Here is a 15232-nt window from a genome sequence, read left to right as displayed (position 1 = left end):
ATAACTACGTGACGATTTTCAGGAACTCCAGCCCTCAGGAATCTTGCTTCTGAGGGTTTCTTTATTGGAGCGAAAATTGGGTGCGCCTCGATCGATATTGCAGAGAGGCAATTACAAAGGTCACTCAAACCGCTGAGTTTACTGTGAGGTGGGCATCTTGCCCGCCATCAGAAGCAGGCAAGATGCCTGCCCCACACTTATTCTCTATTTTATTCGGCAACGTCTATAATCGTGTCTCCACTGGATTTGTAATCGATTTCATTCTCCACACCGCGTCATAGAAAAACCGCGATCGAACCCCATCAAGACATTCACTCCACTCGATTCGTCTCATTGGATACTTTGATGACTCAAAAGCGCGAAAATTCAGGAATTGAATACGTTTCGGCTTCATCGAGACCGCTATACTGAAAGACGTTGGGTACATTGATAAATCTTCATGATTCATCAAGCTCAATTGCCTTCCTACGAGTCGGGAACCATGAATCCAGGAATTGACCTTCAAGGAACCTTTATTGAAACTGTGCGGAGCCTTGGCATTCCTGCCGGGGCAGCCAAAGCCCTCTGGATGCCATTGCCAATGCTGATCATGCTGGTTGCAGCAACGGTCAGTGTCTTGGTCGTGGTGTGGCTAGAGCGCAAAATCTCAGCCGCCGCTCAACAGCGGATCGGTCCTGAATTTATCGGACCGCTGGGTGTGCTTGCACCACTTGCGGACGGATTGAAACTTGTACTCAAAGAAGACGTGGTTCCTGCGAAAGCAGACAAGTTACTGTTTACGCTCGGTCCCGCGATCGTGGTGATTCCCGTCTTTTTGTCCTACTTGATTCTGCCGTTTGGACAAAATCTGCAAATCACCGATGTCAGTATCGGCATTTTCCTTTGGATCGCTTTATCGAGCATTGCGCCGATCGGGTTGTTAATGTCGGGCTATGCCTCGAATAATAAGTATTCGCTGTTGGGTGGACTCCGCGCCGCTGCACAGTCGATTAGTTATGAATTGCCGCTGGCATTGTCGGTTTTAGCGATCGTCATGATGTCCAACTCGCTCAGCACGGTCGATATCGTGAATCAGCAAGCGGGATACGGTATCTTAGGCTGGAACATTTGGCGGCAACCCGTCGGATTTATCATCTTCTGGATCGCAGCATTGGCAGAATGTGAGCGGATTCCCTTCGATTTGCCCGAAGCAGAAGAAGAACTCGTTGCAGGCTATCAAACCGAATATTCCGGGATGAAGTTTGCTCTCTTCTACTTGGGGTCTTACGTTAACCTCACCCTGTCCGCGCTGCTATTCGCGGTGCTATACCTAGGAGGATGGGAATTTCCGGTACCACTGGGCGTAGTTTCGGGATTGATCGGTGTGCCTGAGACGACTCCTTGGCTGCAATTGATTTTTGCAGCGGTTGGAATTGGCACCACGATTCTGAAAGCTTATTTTCTCGTCTTCTTGGCGATCTTGATGCGTTGGACGGTGCCCCGTGTGCGGATTGACCAACTCCTCGATCTTGGCTGGAAATTCTTACTTCCGGTTTCGCTAGTTAACTTGCTTGTCACCGCAGGCTTAAAGCTCGCATTCCCAGTCGCATTTGGCGGCTAACCTCTCTCAAACAGTGGAGAACACTTCATGCTGAAATTTCTCAAACAAGTTGGTGACTACACCAAAGAGGCAATTCAAGCGGGCAAATATATCGGTCAAGGCTTATCTGTGACCTTTGACCATATGCGCCGTCGCCCGGTCACAGTTCAGTATCCTTACGAAAAGCTGATTCTCTCGGAGCGCTTCCGGGGACGGATTCACTTTGAATTTGACAAATGTATCGCCTGCGAAGTCTGCGTCCGGGTTTGCCCGATCAACCTTCCAGTCGTCGATTGGGAATTTAACAAAGAAACCAAGAAGAAAAAGCTGAATCACTACAGTATTGATTTCGGAGTCTGTATCTTCTGTGGAAACTGCGTCGAATTCTGCCCGACGAACTGTTTATCAATGACCGAAGAATACGAGATGTCTACGTACGATCGACATGAGTTGAACTACGATAGCGTTGCGCTCGGTCGGCTCCCGTACAAAGTCACAGATGATCCGATGGTGACACCGCTCCGCGAGTTCGCATACTTACCGAAAGGCGTAAGCGAACCGCACGATCTCCCCGCTGGATCGCGTCGTGCTGGACTGCGCCCGGAAGAAATCGTTGAGAAAGGATCGTAGTTGAATTGGAGAGACGTGAGCCATTCGCGTCTCTTGTCGGATATTTAGGAGAGAGAACCGTGAATTTAGCGGAAGGTGTTCAAATTGTGTCGTTTGCGATCCTGGCAGCCATGATGCTCGGATCAGCGATCGGTGTTGTCTTGCTCGAAAATGTGGTTTATTCTGCGTTCTTGCTGGGTGGTGTGTTCATCAGCATCGCCGGATTGTATTTGCTCTTGAATGCAGACTTCGTTGCAGCAGCTCAAGTTCTGATCTACGTCGGAGCAGTCAACGTGCTGATTTTGTTCGCGATCATGCTCGTGAACAAGCGCGAAGCGTTCAAACCGATGGCGAAATCTTGGATTCGTCGGGCTGCGACTGCGCTCGTGTGTGCGGGAATTTTCGCGCTCTTAAGTGCAATGGTGGTTACAACGCCTTGGGCAATCTCAACGGCGGTTCCAGTCGAAAGCTCGATTATTACGATCGGTCTTCACTTCTTCAGCGATTTCCTCTTACCGTTTGAACTCGCATCGGTGTTGCTGTTAATGGCGCTCGTTGGCGCGATCGTATTAGCTCGGCGCGAATTCATTCCCGAATCTGACGAATTTGCCGGGACCACTGCGCTGACTTTACCAGAGCGTCCGCGTGAACTGACCCCCGCAGGTCAAAGCAATCTTGAATCTTAAGGACTGAACCTGATGCAACTTCAATATTTCTTACTGATTGCTGCGGCGTTGTTCTGCATTGGCATTTATGGCTTGGTGACAAGTCGGAACGCAGTGCGAGTCCTGATGTCGATCGAGTTAATGCTGAATGCGGTCAATCTCAATCTGATGGCGTTTTCCAACTATCTCGATCCGCAAGAGATTAAAGGGCAGATTTTTACCGTTTTCGTGATTACGATCGCGGCTGCGGAAGCGGCGGTTGGTTTAGCGATCGTGCTTGCGATTTACCGAAACCGCGACACTGTGGACATGGAGCAATTCAATTTGCTCAAGTGGTAAATTGCGCCTTGAGCGTTTGAAGAAAAAGGGGTGTGGATGCACCTCTTTTTTGTTTTTGAAAGAACTGCTGGGAGATTAAACAATGTGGGAAGACGAAATCGTAGAAGAACTCCACCGCATTCGTGAAGAACACGCCAGAGAATTCAATTACGACATTAAAGCGATTTGTGAGGATTGGCGAAGACGACACAGGCAATTTGTAACACTTCCGCTTAAAAAGCAATCCGATAAGGCAACTCAGCAGATAGAGCAGAAATAGAGAGTAGGATTCGCGATCGTGCTTACGATTCATCGGAACCGCGACACCGTAGATATGGAGCAATTCAATTTGCTCAAGTGGTAACTTCAGGGTGAATTATCTCAGTTAGGGGTGCAGTTCAAGTTGTGCCCCTAATTTTTATCTGTGACAATTTAAGACAATGGCGAGATGATCTGAATATTGATCGAGTATTTCTCGAACCGTTGTATCCCAAGCGATTTCTTCTTCAAAGATCGGAATTTCCGGATTTAATTGCTCTCTGATAAAAGCTTGAATCCCAATCTTGTCGCCCGCCTCAAGCCACTGACCATTAGGAGTAACAAGAGCGTAAGGAATAATATCAGGTAGGTTTTCGACTAAGGGATACTGAACTGGTGAAAGACTCTCTGAGTATTGCTGTTCAATGAAAACAAAAGAATCCCATTTTCCTTGAGGATTGATAGTCGTGATTCGGTATTCCCCTTGCTCATCACAACCATCAATTTCAGCATCCCAGCCCAAATTCATTTTTGCTAGTTCTTCTAAACTCTCTACACCCCACATTGACATTAGCTTTGCAACTGTATCCCTCGGTGATTCTGATAGCTGCCTAATTTCTTCTGTAAAACTGTCCTGGTCGCGATATTCCTTGTAAGGCTCAACTTCAAGTTCTGAGTAGTAAGGTTTAAGGATTACATCAACCGCATTTGGAATATCAATAGTGTCTGAGGGTAGGAGGACTAAAGCAATAAAATGTGCCATGAGAGTTAGATTACTGCGCTTGTTGCTGCGATTGAAGGGCTTGAATTTCTGCGATCGTCAATCCAGTTACTTCAGCGATCGTCTCTAAATCAAGATTCTTACGCAGCATATTCAGTGCGATTTCTTGCTTTGCTTCTAATTTCGCTCTGCGTTCCCAACTTGCCACATATCTCATCCGTCTAGCCTCCTCAAAAGTCTTTAACTCGGTCTGGAGTTGATTCTCTAACTCTTCAGGCAAATTCATCAGCCAGTCTAAGAAGTACTGTAACTCCAGTATATCTTGCTCACCATAGCCGCGATCGTAGAGCATCGTCGTCAAGTAATACCGCCATCGCTTGCGCTCGATCGGTTGATTGTGCGTTTCTTTAGTCTTCAAATGAGCCATGACCACGACTGCAAACGGATTGAGACTGGCTTCTAAGTCTGTCCACTGCGATTGATAGTCTGAAAGTTTGACGATCGGGAATTCAAAACGAGTCGAGCATCCCCACAGTTGTTCGTAAAAGTTGTTGGGTCGCCAAGTTTCGCGATCGTCGCCAAGGATGGCGAGACTGACGACAGGGCAATTGTAGCGATCGCGCAATCGGTAGTTATAAGTGTACATTCTGGCAGCAAAGGTTCCTTCTTCCTGACTTTGCACCTCAATATGACAAATGACTAATGTTTTCTGCCCATCCGATCGATGCACTTCGACTAACTTATCTGCATACCGTTTAGGGATTTCGGCATCGCGAACAATTTTCTGCAATTCTTTATCCAGAAATCGAACGGGCTGAGACCAATCGATATCAGATTCGATGGCTAGAAAGAAGAATGTTAAAAAGTCCCGGAAATACAGTTCGATGAATGTTTTCCACGGATTATCGTAATCTGTATTTTCGGTGTTTTGCTCGGTCATTCTAGAAAAAGTAGTTAATGCGTTCTAGAGTTTATCATTGTCGAATGGTAAATTGATTTCCTATTTGCATTAGCATTTAGAGATGCGTTGCTTCTGAAGATAAAACCTCGATCGTTGTGCAGCTAAAACAAGTTCTAATCGTTCATAAATCTGGCGACCCGTTGAGCAAACGATGGGCGGAAAGTTGCGCTCAAGCGTTGGAAAAGCGCGGGTGTCATGTTTTACTCGGTCCAAGTGGTCCAAAGGATAATCCGTATCCGGTATTTCTGGCATCGGTCGCGCCGCCGATCGATTTAGCGGTGATTTTGGGGGGCGATGGGACGGCGCTGTCTGCGGCTCGAAATTTGGCAGCCGATCAGATTCCAATTTTGGCGGTGAATGTGGGCGGACATTTGGGATTTCTCACCGAATCACCGGATGACTTTAACAGCGACACGATTTGGGATCGGCTAGAAGAAGATCGATTTGCAGTTCAGAAACGGATGATGCTTCAGGCGACTGTGTATGAGGGGAATCGGACGAACTTAGATCCCATGAGCGATCGCTATCTGGCGCTCAACGAGATGACGATTAAACCGGCTTCTGCCGATCGCATGATCACCTCGATTCTGGAAATGGAGATTGATGGCGAAGTGGTTGATCAGTATCAGGGCGATGGATTGATCGTCTCGACACCGACTGGATCAACGTGTTACACAGTCGCGGCAAATGGTCCGATCATTCATCCGGGAATGGCAGCGATCGCGATTGCGCCGATTTGTCCATTGAGCCTGTCAAGCCGTCCGATCATCATTCCATCAGGATCAGTGGTGAGTATTTGGCCCCTGGCTGATTACGATCTGAGTACGAAGCTTTGGATGGATGGTGTGTTAGCAACTTCGATTTGGCCTGGTCAGCGGGTTGATATTCGGATGGCAGAAGAGGAAGCGCGTTTTATTGTGCTGCGGGAAGACTATTCCTACTACAAAACGCTGCGTGAAAAGTTGCAATGGGCAGGAGCCAGAATCCACTACAACAACAATCACCGCAATTGATTGATCAAATCAAGATAGCGATCGACAGCTCTTTCAGCACTAAAACTCTGTGCTCGAAATTTCAGCGCTTCAGGAGAGATGGGAGAATCGATCGCGGTTTTCATTGCTTGTGAAAGTGCGATCGCATCTTCTATTGGAACTAATTGACCAAACTCCCCATTTGCTAAAATTTCCTCAACTCCGAACGGGCAGCGCGTTCCAATCACTTGACAACCACAAGCCATTGCTTCAATTAATACCGTTGGCAAAGCTTCCCAGCGAGATGATAAAACAAACGCTGTAGCGCGACTCATATATCGATAAGGATTTGGATCAAATCCAGGTAGTAACACATCATTCTGTAAGTTCAGGGCTTCGATTTGAGCTTCTAAGCGCGATCGTAATGCTCCTTCACCCAGAATGATCAATCGAGCAGGCGCTTGTTGTCTCAGAATCGAGAAGGCTTGAATCAAAGTAGTAAAGTCTTTCTGTGCTGCAAAGCGTCCAACACCAAGAAAAACTGGAATCGAGTCATCAAACCAGGGGTGATCGAGTGGCTCTGCTGCTTTCTGAACTAACTGATTATTCACAACTGCATTGGAAATCGCGTGAACCGTTTTGAGATCATAGTCTTCTTGAAGTTGTGCAGCCATTTTTTGAGCAACTGCTACGATCGCATCTGCTTTTGGATAGAGCGATTGCATGAGTGCTGGAAGTAAACGACTCTGAGGTTCATCTGGACGATCCTGATTCTTTGAAAGTGCTAGATGTTCAACTAAGATTAGCTTGGGTGCAGGAAACACGAGAAATTTGGTGAGAACAACGATCGCATTGGTAAAACTCAGATTTGAAATGAGTACTTTAGGCTTTGCTTGATAAAGATATTGAATGAGTGCAGGCAATAGTTGAATGGTGCTAAAAGCTCGTGCTGTTAGTGGTGTTTTTAGATCAATGACTCGAACCGCCTCGGGGAGTTGATTGCGAGAAAGTTCAGTTAAACTTGCAAGAACTAAATCGACTTCAATTCCTCGCTGAACGAATTCGTCAATTAAGTTGAGAACGACTTTGGTGTCGCCTCCCATTTTTTTACCAGACAGCAAGATTGCAATGCGATCGCTCATGAGAAGGTGTTTGAGGAGTATAAAAAGTCTTTTCGCTTCGATTGCCGCCCGCCCTGAAATGAATTTCGGGCTAACCGTGGAAAGTTTACTGAAGTAGGCTGGGAGGCAGTTTGAAGTTCTTAGTCCTTTTCAAAGGACTCTCGTCGATTAGCCCGAAATTCATTTCAGGGCGGGCTGTGACAATGAACGACAACTTTTCAAACATCCTCATGAGACTAAAGCAGGTAAGTTTGGCATAAGTTCCTGACAGAGTTCTAAAAGCTCTCGAACTGCTTTTTCAGAAGTAAAGTTTTCAGCAATGTATTGATGCGCTTGATCGCCGCGCTCCAGTGCTTCAGTGGGATTCTCTAAACAAAGCTGCATCTGTTGAGCGAGTGTTTTGTAGTCTTCTCGATCGAAGAACAAGTTCGAGCTTCCCGCCATCTCTGGTAAGCCACCAACTTTAGAAACGATCGAGCAAGTCCGAACACTAGAAGCCTCAAGTGCCACGTATCCAGCGGGTTCTTGCCAGCGAGAAGGAACCACTAACGCTAAAGACGATCGCACAATCTCTAAGATTTCTTTGCTCGATCGACCACCGAGAAACTCAACGCGATCGCCAATCTCCAATTCTTCAACCAGTAATTTTAGTTGCTCTAAATCTTGTCCGTTGCCAATGATTTTGACTTGAAAAGACTGTTCACCGAGTAACTTTGTAGCTCTAAGCAGCAAATCTACACCTTTATCAGGATTGAGCCGACCCACATAAGTAAACGTATAAGGCTGTATGAGAGCTTCAAGCGTTTTCTCACCGGATGTACTCTCGATCGGATAGTTCAAAGCAGCAACAGACCACGGAAAGCTAAGAGATTCAGCTAAGAACTGACTACAGGCAATGTGTCGATCGCATAATAAAGCCGTTGCAAATCGCGTTCCAAATCTTGCCCACTTGATCAATGCATGCAGCTTCCACTTTAGCGGATAGTTCGATTTTGGTAAGGTTTGGATAAACTCAAGCTTTAATCGCTTCCAAAGCGACATCTTTTCATAGTGCGAATGTGTAGAGATATAGAACAAGTAATGATATTTGATAGCAATCTTTTTAGCAAACAGCTTACAAAGCAGCGCAAATCCTAAGTGACTAGAGTTCATATGAACAATGTCCGCCCATTGAATCGCTGCAATCCAGGATTTAACGGGAGTTGTTTGAGTCGAAAGAATTTGGGTTTCGACTCCAGCAGCATTAAGACCGGGTACGATCGCATTAATGTAAGTCATAACGCCCGAAATTTCACCCGGTCTGTGCGTGTGTTGAATCAGTAGTTTCATACTTTTTGCCTCAAGCTTCCCAGATAGAATGGACTGACTAAACTGCTCACTAACAATTGCTGTTCGCACTCGACTTCTAAGCTTTGTGAGTTTCTCGATTTCAGCCGATGAACAATCAGCTTTCTCAGATCGTTTGCAAAGTAGATTAGCGTTACGATCGGACGTTGCCAAGATTTCCAGCGAGTCATACGAATGTGATGTCTTGCAAGTCCAACTCCTTTGACGAGCTTGAGGAGATACGATCGCTCAATTCTCCAGCGTGGAATCTGATGATAAAGGTGCATTTCCGGGTTGTACCAAATCTCACGCCCTGAATTCTGAATGTGCAAAATTGCTTCAATATCTTCGCTGGCAAGCATTGCAGCGGTGGTACGTCCCACTAACACTAATCGTTCTGGAACCGCATCAAGCCAAACTTGACGCTGAGCCACTAAACCTGCTCCAGGTGGAAGAACTCGATCGTACTTGTGCGCCCTTGCTCCCCGTTCGACGATCGCTAAATAAGGTGCAAGTTTCTTCACTCCGGCAGGTGGCTCGACTTCGTATTCTGCGTGAATCTGTCCCCCGAATGCGCCAATTTCAGAATGATCCTGCGCGAATTGATGGGCTTGAAAGACCCAGTTCTCGTCAGGCAGCGTGTCATCGTCGAGAAAAGCAATCCATTGACCTTTCGCTTCTCGGACGGCTCTCGATCGAGCAAATGCCAATCCTTGTTCTGCCTCAAAGATGTATCGAACTTCGGGATAGCTCAGCACAACCTGTTTCGTACGATCGCGACTATTGTTATCGATTACGAGAACTTCCCAAGCGATCGAGTCGGTGTCAATCTGCGATCGCACTCGGTCTAGAACTTGTCCAATTCGGGCTTCACCGTTGTAGGTACAGATAGCGATGCTAAGATCCATCATTTCTGCTCAATGCGATGCCCCCAGTATGGACAAGTAGAATTCATCACTAACCAACCGGAATTTCATTCGGAAAATTGTAGGAATAGATACAAGTCTGATTTAGTTTCCTGGAAAAATGAAAACGAAAGTTCTGTTGATGGGTTTCGCTGCAAGTTTGTTAATGTTGGTGCCTGCGATCGCAAATCAAACCAAACCTCGCCCGGTTGAGTCGTTTACAGTAGTTGGCACTGAGCCGTTTTGGAACGTTGAGATCAACCAATCTGGAATTACCTACGGTACACCGGAGCCGAAAAAAGTGGTGTTCCCCTATGTTGCGCCTTTGAATGCAGAGGGGCGACCTGCTGACAGTGTGCGAGTGTATCGCTTGAAGGGAATGACCAGTGGAACCTTGGTGATTCGGAAAGGTGCGTGTAGTGATGGAATGTCCGATCGCAAATACGACCATTCTGCAACGATGATCTTAGGGGACACCGTGAAGGAAGGTTGCGCGATCAAGAAGTAGATTGATTTCAGTATGGAACTGTTGTAGAAAACTACGCAGTTCCATACTTTCAGTTTGTCAGAACATTCCGACAAAAGAAACGAATTGCGTCGGGATTGGGATCGATTCGCTACACTAAGCTTCAGTAGCGTTGTGATGAACCGATGGCAACTCGTAAAGATACAATTTTCGAGCAGTATTTAGCTCCGATCGCACGCTTCTTTGTCGATGAAGACGAAATGCGAAAACTGCATCAGAGCATCAATTGGCAAAGGGAATGCGATCGCTTCACTGATCCGAATTTGATCTATCCGAACTACTACAAAACTCAAAACTTCCACGGCATCGAAGGCGGCTATTTAACGATCGGGGCAGCGACTTCTTATGATCCCGTGACTCAACTGGCGCTTCCTCCGAATGAAACGTGGGTGCGGCAACAAGTAATCGATACGATTCAAGGTCAACCGCTGCGGATTCTCGATCTCGGTTGCGGCACAGGCTCAACGACCTTGTTGCTTAAACAGGCGTTTCCGAATGCAGAAGTATTTGGACTAGATTTATCGCCCTATATGTTGGCGGTTGCCGATCGTAAAGCGAAACAAGCTAATCTCACAATCCATTGGATTCACGGCAAAGCAGAACATACGAAATTTTCTGATCATTCATTCGATCTAGTCACCGCTTCGTTACTGTTCCACGAAACACCCCCGTCAATCTCAAAATTGATTTTGCAAGAATGCTATCGATTGCTCAAATCAAGCGGTGAAGTGGTCATTCTCGATGGCAGTCAGAAAACGCTAAGACAAACTGAATGGCTCACCCAAATTTTTGAAGAACCGTACATCCGCGACTATGCTCATGACAGCACCGAAGCTTGGATGGGAGCAGCAGGATTCTCAGCCGTTCACAGTCATGAATTTTGGTGGTTGCATCAAATTACACATGGAACCAAAGCGCTAACCTGCACCGATTTTGAGGAATTTGATGAGTTTGATGGAGAATTTGCAGTGTCCTAAGCTTGCGTTCGGTGTAAGGTAAGAGACGGGACGATCGCGCCTTTTATCCGATGCTGAAAGCTGTTTTATTTGATTTCAATGGTGTCATTATCAACGATGAGCCACTCCACGAGAAACTCCTAGAGCAAATTTTGATTGAGGAGAATCTGCGCCCCAAACCTGGAGAATTCCGAGAATTGTGTTTGGGGCGAAGCGATCGAGTGTGCATCCAAGAAATGCTCGAACGGCGCGGGCGAGTCGTGACCCCGGATTATCTCGATGAATTAATCACCCGAAAAGCTCAAGCATACGTGCAGCAAATAAGCACGATCGAGAAATTGCCGATCTACAGCGGGATCGAAGATGTCATGTTCAAACTCCCGCAGTGCAAATTCGCGATCGTCAGCGGTGCACTGAGATCCGAAATCGAACTCGTTCTAGAACGGGCAAATCTACGATCGCGCTTTTCGGTGATTGTCTCCGGCGATGATATTGCAGTCAGTAAACCGGAACCCGATGGATATTTACTCGCGATCGAGCGCTTGAATCAGGAATTTCCCGATCTTCAGTTAACGGCTCAGGAATGTTTAGCGATCGAAGATACCTTTGCAGGAATTCAAGCCGCAAAAGCCGCGAAAATTCCGGTCGTGGGAGTGGCAAATAGTTACCCATTTCACATGATGCAGCGCTGTTCAAATTGGGCAGTCGATTATCTGATTGATTTAGAAATCGATCGCATTCAAAACACATTCGCTGCCGTTCCCGCCTAATACAATAGAATGAATCCCGCTGCAAGAGGTCTGCAATGTTAGAGCACAACCCATTGCAAATTTTTCCCACCGAATTCGACCTGCCCGACTCCGACGATCAGCCTGTGGATAATGAGCTACAACTTCTTCTCCCGATTTTATTGAGAGCCATTCTTGCCTTACTTTGGGCGGATCGAAACGATTGGTTTCTTGGCGTGAATCTGGGATTGTACTATGACCCAAAACAACCCGCGATCGGTCCTGACGGTTTCTTAAGTTTGGGCGTTCCACGAGTGCGACCCAATGGAAAACTTCGACTGAGCTACTTAGCTTGGCAAGAGAACGTCATGCCGCAATGGGTCTTAGAAATCGGTTCGCAGAAATACGGTGGCGAATACGATGAAAAAATGCGGGATTACGCCAATTTAGGCATTCTCTACTACACCATTTACAATCCGAATCACTGGCGGCGCGATCGACATGATTCGTTTGAAGTTTACCGATTGATCAACGGGCGATACGTGCGCCAACCCGGAAACTCTGTCTGGATGGAGGCAGTCGGGTTAGGCATCGGAGTAGAGGCGGGAACCCATGAAGGCATTACACAGGATTGGCTGTATTGGTATGACGAACAGGGAAATCGTTATCCTGCCCCTGAAGATGCGATCGCATTTGAGCGCAATCGTGCCGAACGCGCCGAACAACAGCTTGAAGAAGAACGTCGATCGCGTCAGGCACTGCTTGAGAAATTGCGGCAAATGGGCATTGATCCCGATGAGTTATAAAAAAACTCCGATCGCAGTGCGATCGGAGTTTTCGTCATCCTAAAAAACCTCTAGCCCGTTACGGTTTCTATGAGATTCCAGCCTTGATTCTCGCTAATCGCTTGATTCACGAGATTGTACATTTTGCGGCAGTGATTATCGACTTGAAGGGGTAACTCCTCGTTCTTAATCACGAAATTCATTTTTGTTTCCTTTTCGGTGGCTGTTGTTTTATCAATCAGCACCTCAACCGTAACCAGTTTTGGAAATGCCACGTTGCCTGGGATTTCTCGCGCCATCATATAATCTTCAGTCGCGTAAATGACATCCAGGTTGCAGGATTTCAGCGTCTGATTCAACAGCGGCTGGAGATTCTGCAATGGGACTCCAACAGTGAATAGACAGGTGTAACGAGCCATAGCAAACCCCAATCTTGTGACAAGTGAGTCTCACTTCCTTCCTTTCCAACCTACGCTAAAACGATACCTTGGTCTAGGTGAGTGCCCGTAAATCTTAATCTGGTTTCCAGACGGTTACAGGCGATCGATTGCATAGTCTACATCAGCGTATGATGCTTTGGGGGGCATTTTGCCCTAGCCCATTTATAGCGGATAACCCCGAAAGTGATCTATTTCGCGGAGATCGAATAAAAATTCCCTGATTTGAAATACTCTATAGGGTCAGGGCGAACTTGGCAAAAAACGAATGGACGGTAAATTAATTGTCTTTGAGGGAATTGAAGGCTGTGGCAAGACGACGCAGCTTGAACGATCGCGGCACTGGCTGACAACAATCCAGCAAGCAGACGTGATCCCAACTCGCGAACCCGGCGGAACGCCATTAGGAGGAGGAATTCGTCAGCTTCTTTTACACACTGACGAAGAGCCGATTCACGATCGAACTGAATTACTTCTGTATGCCGCCGATCGCGCTCAACACGTCGAACAGTTTCTTCGCCCCAATTTAGAGCGGGGAGCGTTGATATTATGCGATCGCTACACCAATTCAACGATCGCGTATCAAGGCTACGGGCGCGGACTCGATTTGCAATTGATCGACCAACTCAATCAAGTCGCAACTGGAGGCTTACAGAGTGATTTAACGATTTGGCTGGATATCGAGGTCGAGCTTGGATTCGAGCGGATGAAGCAGCGGGGAAACCGCGATCGCATCGAACAAGCCAGCATCGAGTTTCATCAGCGGGTCAGAATGGGATTTGCGAAATTAGCGGAGGAGCAGTGCGATCGAATTGTTCGGATCGATGGCAGTGGCAGCGAATTGCACGTTGCAGAACAGGTAAAAGCCGCAATCAGTCAAGCCTTGACACGGTGGAGACGTGAAGACCGGGGAGAATAGAATTCGTTGGGCTGATTTAATTCACGTTCCTTAGCGCAGATCGATAAAATCTTCTCGCACCCAGCCCGTTGCTTTCGATGGAAATTCGACAAAATACCAGAGTTTGCCGTCATCACCGCGTGCCTGTTGCAGTGCCACAACTCGATCGCCGACCAAGCCATAATTAGCAGAATCAGCACCCGTTGAAGGAGCCGATCGCAGATTAACGCGACTACCTGGAGTTTGACCAGTGATTTGAGCTGATCGCGGAAATTCTGAGGTTTGAGGCGGCTGATTGAGTTCTCGCGTTTGTTCTTCTTGCACCCAACCTGCTGCACCCGACGGAAACCGGACATATAACCAAAGTGCGCCATCGGTTCCTTCCATTTCTCGTGTTACTGTCACCCGATCGCCTGTCACTCCATAGTGCGGTGAGTTCGATCGCGTATTTGGCTGCGAATACACTCTGATTTGTCCGCCTGCAATGCCTTCTAAGATGACCGGATAAGAAACTGAAGGTTCAGAAGGAGTGGGCGCAGGAGAAGCAATGGGAGGACTGGGAGAGGGACGCGGTGTGAGAGTTTCAACTGGAGTTGGAACGTTTTGTGGACTGGCTTGAGCGGATGGACTGGGAGTAATGCTGGGACTGGGAGACTCAGCAATTGGAGTCGGAGCAGGAGCGCGATTGAGAACAGCCATTGTTGCGATCGCGATCGTGAGCAATCCGCCGCCTGCAATTGCCGCGATGATGAGTCTAGAGCGATCGGATTTTGGAGTTGACATAACGGCAGAAGAATGGGGTTAAGACGCTAAGCCTTAATTGTGTAGCGATGTTTTCAACTATACAAGAAATTTTAGGTGCAATTGATTACGCCTCATCTGATGATTCGATGTTGTACTGAGCGAAAAAATCAGCGATCGAGATATCCAACGCTTTCGCTAATTTCTCAATGTTTTCTAGTGACGGATTGCGATCGCCAGTCTCGATCGTGGCTAAATACGATCGATGAAGTTCTGCGCGTTCAGCTAATTGTTCTTGCGTGAGATCAAGTTCTCTGCGTCTCCGCCGAATCGCTTTCCCAAAGCGCCATTTGATACTGTTTGCCTGTTTCTTTTCCACTGCTCAATGCTACGCGACCTTGAGCAATTTGAAGATATTTAATCGGTGTCAAAATGTACTTTATAAGTGTCAAAACTGTGCAATAATCATGCAAAAGCCAGCGCACTAACCTTGGCAAGTTCCCGCGCTGGCTCTGGTTCCTTTGCAATTCACAAAAGAGACAGCTTCACTATGACGTATCAAAGGTGGTTGAAGCCTTGGTCGATCGTGCGGCTAAATTCTGCACTGCACCGATGGAGTACGATCGGGCGGTATCAAATGCGATCGGAAGCCGAAGCGAGTTTGCAGATGTATCGCCGCTTGTTTCCAAGTGAACGATTTGAGCTTGTGTTTGAGTTAGAGTGAAAA

The 15232-nt window shown here is 47.1% G+C and carries 20 protein-coding genes and 1 pseudogene; 13 read left to right on the top strand and 8 right to left on the bottom strand.

What is annotated here, in order from left to right:
• Window positions 1-481 precede the first annotated feature (481 nt).
• The 6 genes and pseudogenes from nuoH to NIES2104_RS31520 all read left to right on the top strand — a co-directional run.
• The gene (gene nuoH, locus NIES2104_RS00650) at window positions 482-1600 is read left to right on the top strand and encodes an NADH-quinone oxidoreductase subunit NuoH (RefSeq protein ID WP_059001496.1); all 1119 of its coding nucleotides are present in this window, start codon (window positions 482-484) and stop codon (window positions 1598-1600) included.
• A 30-nt stretch (window positions 1601-1630) separates the two neighbouring features.
• Entirely contained in the window at window positions 1631-2209 is a 579-nt protein-coding gene (gene ndhI / locus NIES2104_RS00645) for an NAD(P)H-quinone oxidoreductase subunit I (protein WP_202815130.1), read from the top strand.
• 59 nt (window positions 2210-2268) lie between these two features.
• Complete coding sequence (locus NIES2104_RS00640) at window positions 2269-2874, top strand: NADH-quinone oxidoreductase subunit J (RefSeq protein ID WP_058994782.1); 606 nt, start codon at window positions 2269-2271, stop codon at window positions 2872-2874.
• A 12-nt stretch (window positions 2875-2886) separates the two neighbouring features.
• Window positions 2887-3192: an NADH-quinone oxidoreductase subunit NuoK gene (nuoK, locus tag NIES2104_RS00635; protein ID WP_058994779.1), complete on the top strand. Its 306-nt coding sequence runs from the start codon at window positions 2887-2889 to the stop codon at window positions 3190-3192.
• 82 nt (window positions 3193-3274) lie between these two features.
• Window positions 3275-3451 carry a hypothetical protein gene (locus NIES2104_RS32145; protein WP_192843542.1) on the top strand — a complete coding sequence of 59 codons (177 nt, stop codon included), beginning with the start codon at window positions 3275-3277 and terminating at the stop codon, window positions 3449-3451.
• A gap of 3 nt (window positions 3452-3454) precedes the next feature.
• Window positions 3455-3535 (top strand): annotated as a pseudogene (locus NIES2104_RS31520) (NADH-quinone oxidoreductase subunit K); the annotation flags it as partial.
• A 54-nt stretch (window positions 3536-3589) separates the two neighbouring features.
• On the opposite strand, the gene NIES2104_RS00630 reads toward NIES2104_RS31520, so the two are convergent.
• Window positions 3590-4192: a hypothetical protein gene (locus NIES2104_RS00630; protein ID WP_156426837.1), complete on the bottom strand. Its 603-nt coding sequence runs from the start codon at window positions 4190-4192 to the stop codon at window positions 3590-3592.
• A gap of 10 nt (window positions 4193-4202) precedes the next feature.
• Window positions 4203-5090, bottom strand: coding sequence for a hypothetical protein (locus NIES2104_RS00625; protein WP_058994774.1), 888 nt, complete (start codon window positions 5088-5090; stop codon window positions 4203-4205).
• A 116-nt stretch (window positions 5091-5206) separates the two neighbouring features.
• Between NIES2104_RS00625 and NIES2104_RS00620 the strand changes: the two genes are divergently transcribed.
• Window positions 5207-6124 carry an NAD(+) kinase gene (locus NIES2104_RS00620; RefSeq protein WP_058994772.1) on the top strand — a complete coding sequence of 306 codons (918 nt, stop codon included), beginning with the start codon at window positions 5207-5209 and terminating at the stop codon, window positions 6122-6124.
• Here NIES2104_RS00620 and NIES2104_RS00615 read toward each other — a convergent pair.
• The 3 genes from NIES2104_RS00615 to hpsE form a co-directional block, all read right to left on the bottom strand.
• Window positions 6112-7224 carry a glycosyltransferase gene (locus NIES2104_RS00615; RefSeq protein WP_058994770.1) on the bottom strand — a complete coding sequence of 371 codons (1113 nt, stop codon included), beginning with the start codon at window positions 7222-7224 and terminating at the stop codon, window positions 6112-6114. The genes NIES2104_RS00620 and NIES2104_RS00615 overlap by 13 nt on opposite strands.
• A gap of 207 nt (window positions 7225-7431) precedes the next feature.
• On the bottom strand, window positions 7432-8532 hold the full coding sequence (locus tag NIES2104_RS00610; RefSeq protein WP_058994767.1) for a glycosyltransferase family 4 protein: 1101 nt from the start codon (window positions 8530-8532) through the stop codon (window positions 7432-7434).
• Window positions 8529-9440, bottom strand: coding sequence for a hormogonium polysaccharide biosynthesis glycosyltransferase HpsE (gene hpsE / locus NIES2104_RS00605; RefSeq protein WP_263970876.1), 912 nt, complete (start codon window positions 9438-9440; stop codon window positions 8529-8531). The genes NIES2104_RS00610 and hpsE overlap by 4 nt, the downstream gene beginning before the upstream one ends.
• Before the next feature lie 115 nt (window positions 9441-9555).
• On the opposite strand from hpsE, the gene NIES2104_RS00600 reads away from it, so the two are divergent.
• The 4 genes from NIES2104_RS00600 (at window position 9556) to NIES2104_RS00585 (ending at window position 12450) form a co-directional block, all read left to right on the top strand.
• Window positions 9556-9942, top strand: coding sequence for a COG3650 family protein (locus tag NIES2104_RS00600; RefSeq protein ID WP_058994764.1), 387 nt, complete (start codon window positions 9556-9558; stop codon window positions 9940-9942).
• A 143-nt stretch (window positions 9943-10085) separates the two neighbouring features.
• Window positions 10086-10937 (top strand): class I SAM-dependent methyltransferase, encoded by an 852-nt coding sequence (locus NIES2104_RS00595; RefSeq protein WP_058994762.1) that lies wholly within the window; start codon window positions 10086-10088, stop codon window positions 10935-10937.
• 50 nt (window positions 10938-10987) lie between these two features.
• Window positions 10988-11686: an HAD family phosphatase gene (locus NIES2104_RS00590; RefSeq protein ID WP_058994761.1), complete on the top strand. Its 699-nt coding sequence runs from the start codon at window positions 10988-10990 to the stop codon at window positions 11684-11686.
• A 35-nt stretch (window positions 11687-11721) separates the two neighbouring features.
• Window positions 11722-12450 carry a Uma2 family endonuclease gene (locus NIES2104_RS00585; protein WP_058994759.1) on the top strand — a complete coding sequence of 243 codons (729 nt, stop codon included), beginning with the start codon at window positions 11722-11724 and terminating at the stop codon, window positions 12448-12450.
• A 50-nt stretch (window positions 12451-12500) separates the two neighbouring features.
• Here the strand turns inward: NIES2104_RS00585 and NIES2104_RS00580 are convergent, their stop codons facing one another.
• Window positions 12501-12848 carry a hypothetical protein gene (locus NIES2104_RS00580; protein WP_058994757.1) on the bottom strand — a complete coding sequence of 116 codons (348 nt, stop codon included), beginning with the start codon at window positions 12846-12848 and terminating at the stop codon, window positions 12501-12503.
• 286 nt (window positions 12849-13134) lie between these two features.
• On the opposite strand from NIES2104_RS00580, the gene tmk reads away from it, so the two are divergent.
• Window positions 13135-13785, top strand: a complete 651-nt coding sequence (gene tmk, locus NIES2104_RS00575; RefSeq protein ID WP_058994755.1) for a dTMP kinase — start codon at window positions 13135-13137, stop codon at window positions 13783-13785.
• Between the two features lie 30 nt (window positions 13786-13815).
• On the opposite strand, the gene NIES2104_RS31515 is transcribed toward tmk, so the two are convergent.
• Window positions 13816-14547, bottom strand: a complete 732-nt coding sequence (locus NIES2104_RS31515; RefSeq protein ID WP_156426836.1) for an SH3 domain-containing protein — start codon at window positions 14545-14547, stop codon at window positions 13816-13818.
• Window positions 14548-14632: 85 nt separating this feature from the next.
• Window positions 14633-14884 carry a helix-turn-helix domain-containing protein gene (locus NIES2104_RS00565; protein WP_058994753.1) on the bottom strand — a complete coding sequence of 84 codons (252 nt, stop codon included), beginning with the start codon at window positions 14882-14884 and terminating at the stop codon, window positions 14633-14635.
• A 171-nt stretch (window positions 14885-15055) separates the two neighbouring features.
• Between NIES2104_RS00565 and NIES2104_RS31510 the strand changes: the two genes are divergently transcribed.
• The gene (locus NIES2104_RS31510; protein ID WP_156426835.1) at window positions 15056-15229 is read left to right on the top strand and encodes a hypothetical protein; all 174 of its coding nucleotides are present in this window, start codon (window positions 15056-15058) and stop codon (window positions 15227-15229) included.
• Window positions 15230-15232: the final 3 nt, after the last annotated feature.

The sequence above is a fragment of the Leptolyngbya sp. NIES-2104 genome (assembly GCF_001485215.1).
In the GTDB taxonomy this organism is placed as follows: domain Bacteria; phylum Cyanobacteriota; class Cyanobacteriia; order Leptolyngbyales; family Leptolyngbyaceae; genus Leptolyngbya.
This window is presented reverse-complemented; position numbering and strand designations above follow the sequence as displayed.

Coding starts and splice junctions, on each gene's coding strand:
- nuoH (WP_059001496.1), top strand. CDS start 482: ATGAATCCAGGAATTGACCTTCAAGGAACCTTTATTGAAACTGTGCGG.
- NIES2104_RS00610 (WP_058994767.1), bottom strand. CDS start 8,532: ATGAAACTACTGATTCAACACACGCACAGACCGGGTGAAATTTCGGGC.
- tmk (WP_058994755.1), top strand. CDS start 13,135: ATGGACGGTAAATTAATTGTCTTTGAGGGAATTGAAGGCTGTGGCAAG.
- NIES2104_RS00585 (WP_058994759.1), top strand. CDS start 11,722: ATGTTAGAGCACAACCCATTGCAAATTTTTCCCACCGAATTCGACCTG.
- NIES2104_RS31515 (WP_156426836.1), bottom strand. CDS start 14,547: ATGTCAACTCCAAAATCCGATCGCTCTAGACTCATCATCGCGGCAATT.
- NIES2104_RS00625 (WP_058994774.1), bottom strand. CDS start 5,090: ATGACCGAGCAAAACACCGAAAATACAGATTACGATAATCCGTGGAAA.
- NIES2104_RS31510 (WP_156426835.1), top strand. CDS start 15,056: ATGACGTATCAAAGGTGGTTGAAGCCTTGGTCGATCGTGCGGCTAAAT.
- NIES2104_RS00615 (WP_058994770.1), bottom strand. CDS start 7,224: ATGAGCGATCGCATTGCAATCTTGCTGTCTGGTAAAAAAATGGGAGGC.
- NIES2104_RS00630 (WP_156426837.1), bottom strand. CDS start 4,192: ATGGCACATTTTATTGCTTTAGTCCTCCTACCCTCAGACACTATTGAT.
- NIES2104_RS00590 (WP_058994761.1), top strand. CDS start 10,988: ATGCTGAAAGCTGTTTTATTTGATTTCAATGGTGTCATTATCAACGAT.
- NIES2104_RS00600 (WP_058994764.1), top strand. CDS start 9,556: ATGAAAACGAAAGTTCTGTTGATGGGTTTCGCTGCAAGTTTGTTAATG.
- nuoK (WP_058994779.1), top strand. CDS start 2,887: ATGCAACTTCAATATTTCTTACTGATTGCTGCGGCGTTGTTCTGCATT.
- hpsE (WP_263970876.1), bottom strand. CDS start 9,440: ATGATGGATCTTAGCATCGCTATCTGTACCTACAACGGTGAAGCCCGA.
- NIES2104_RS32145 (WP_192843542.1), top strand. CDS start 3,275: ATGTGGGAAGACGAAATCGTAGAAGAACTCCACCGCATTCGTGAAGAA.
- NIES2104_RS00595 (WP_058994762.1), top strand. CDS start 10,086: ATGGCAACTCGTAAAGATACAATTTTCGAGCAGTATTTAGCTCCGATC.
- NIES2104_RS00580 (WP_058994757.1), bottom strand. CDS start 12,848: ATGGCTCGTTACACCTGTCTATTCACTGTTGGAGTCCCATTGCAGAAT.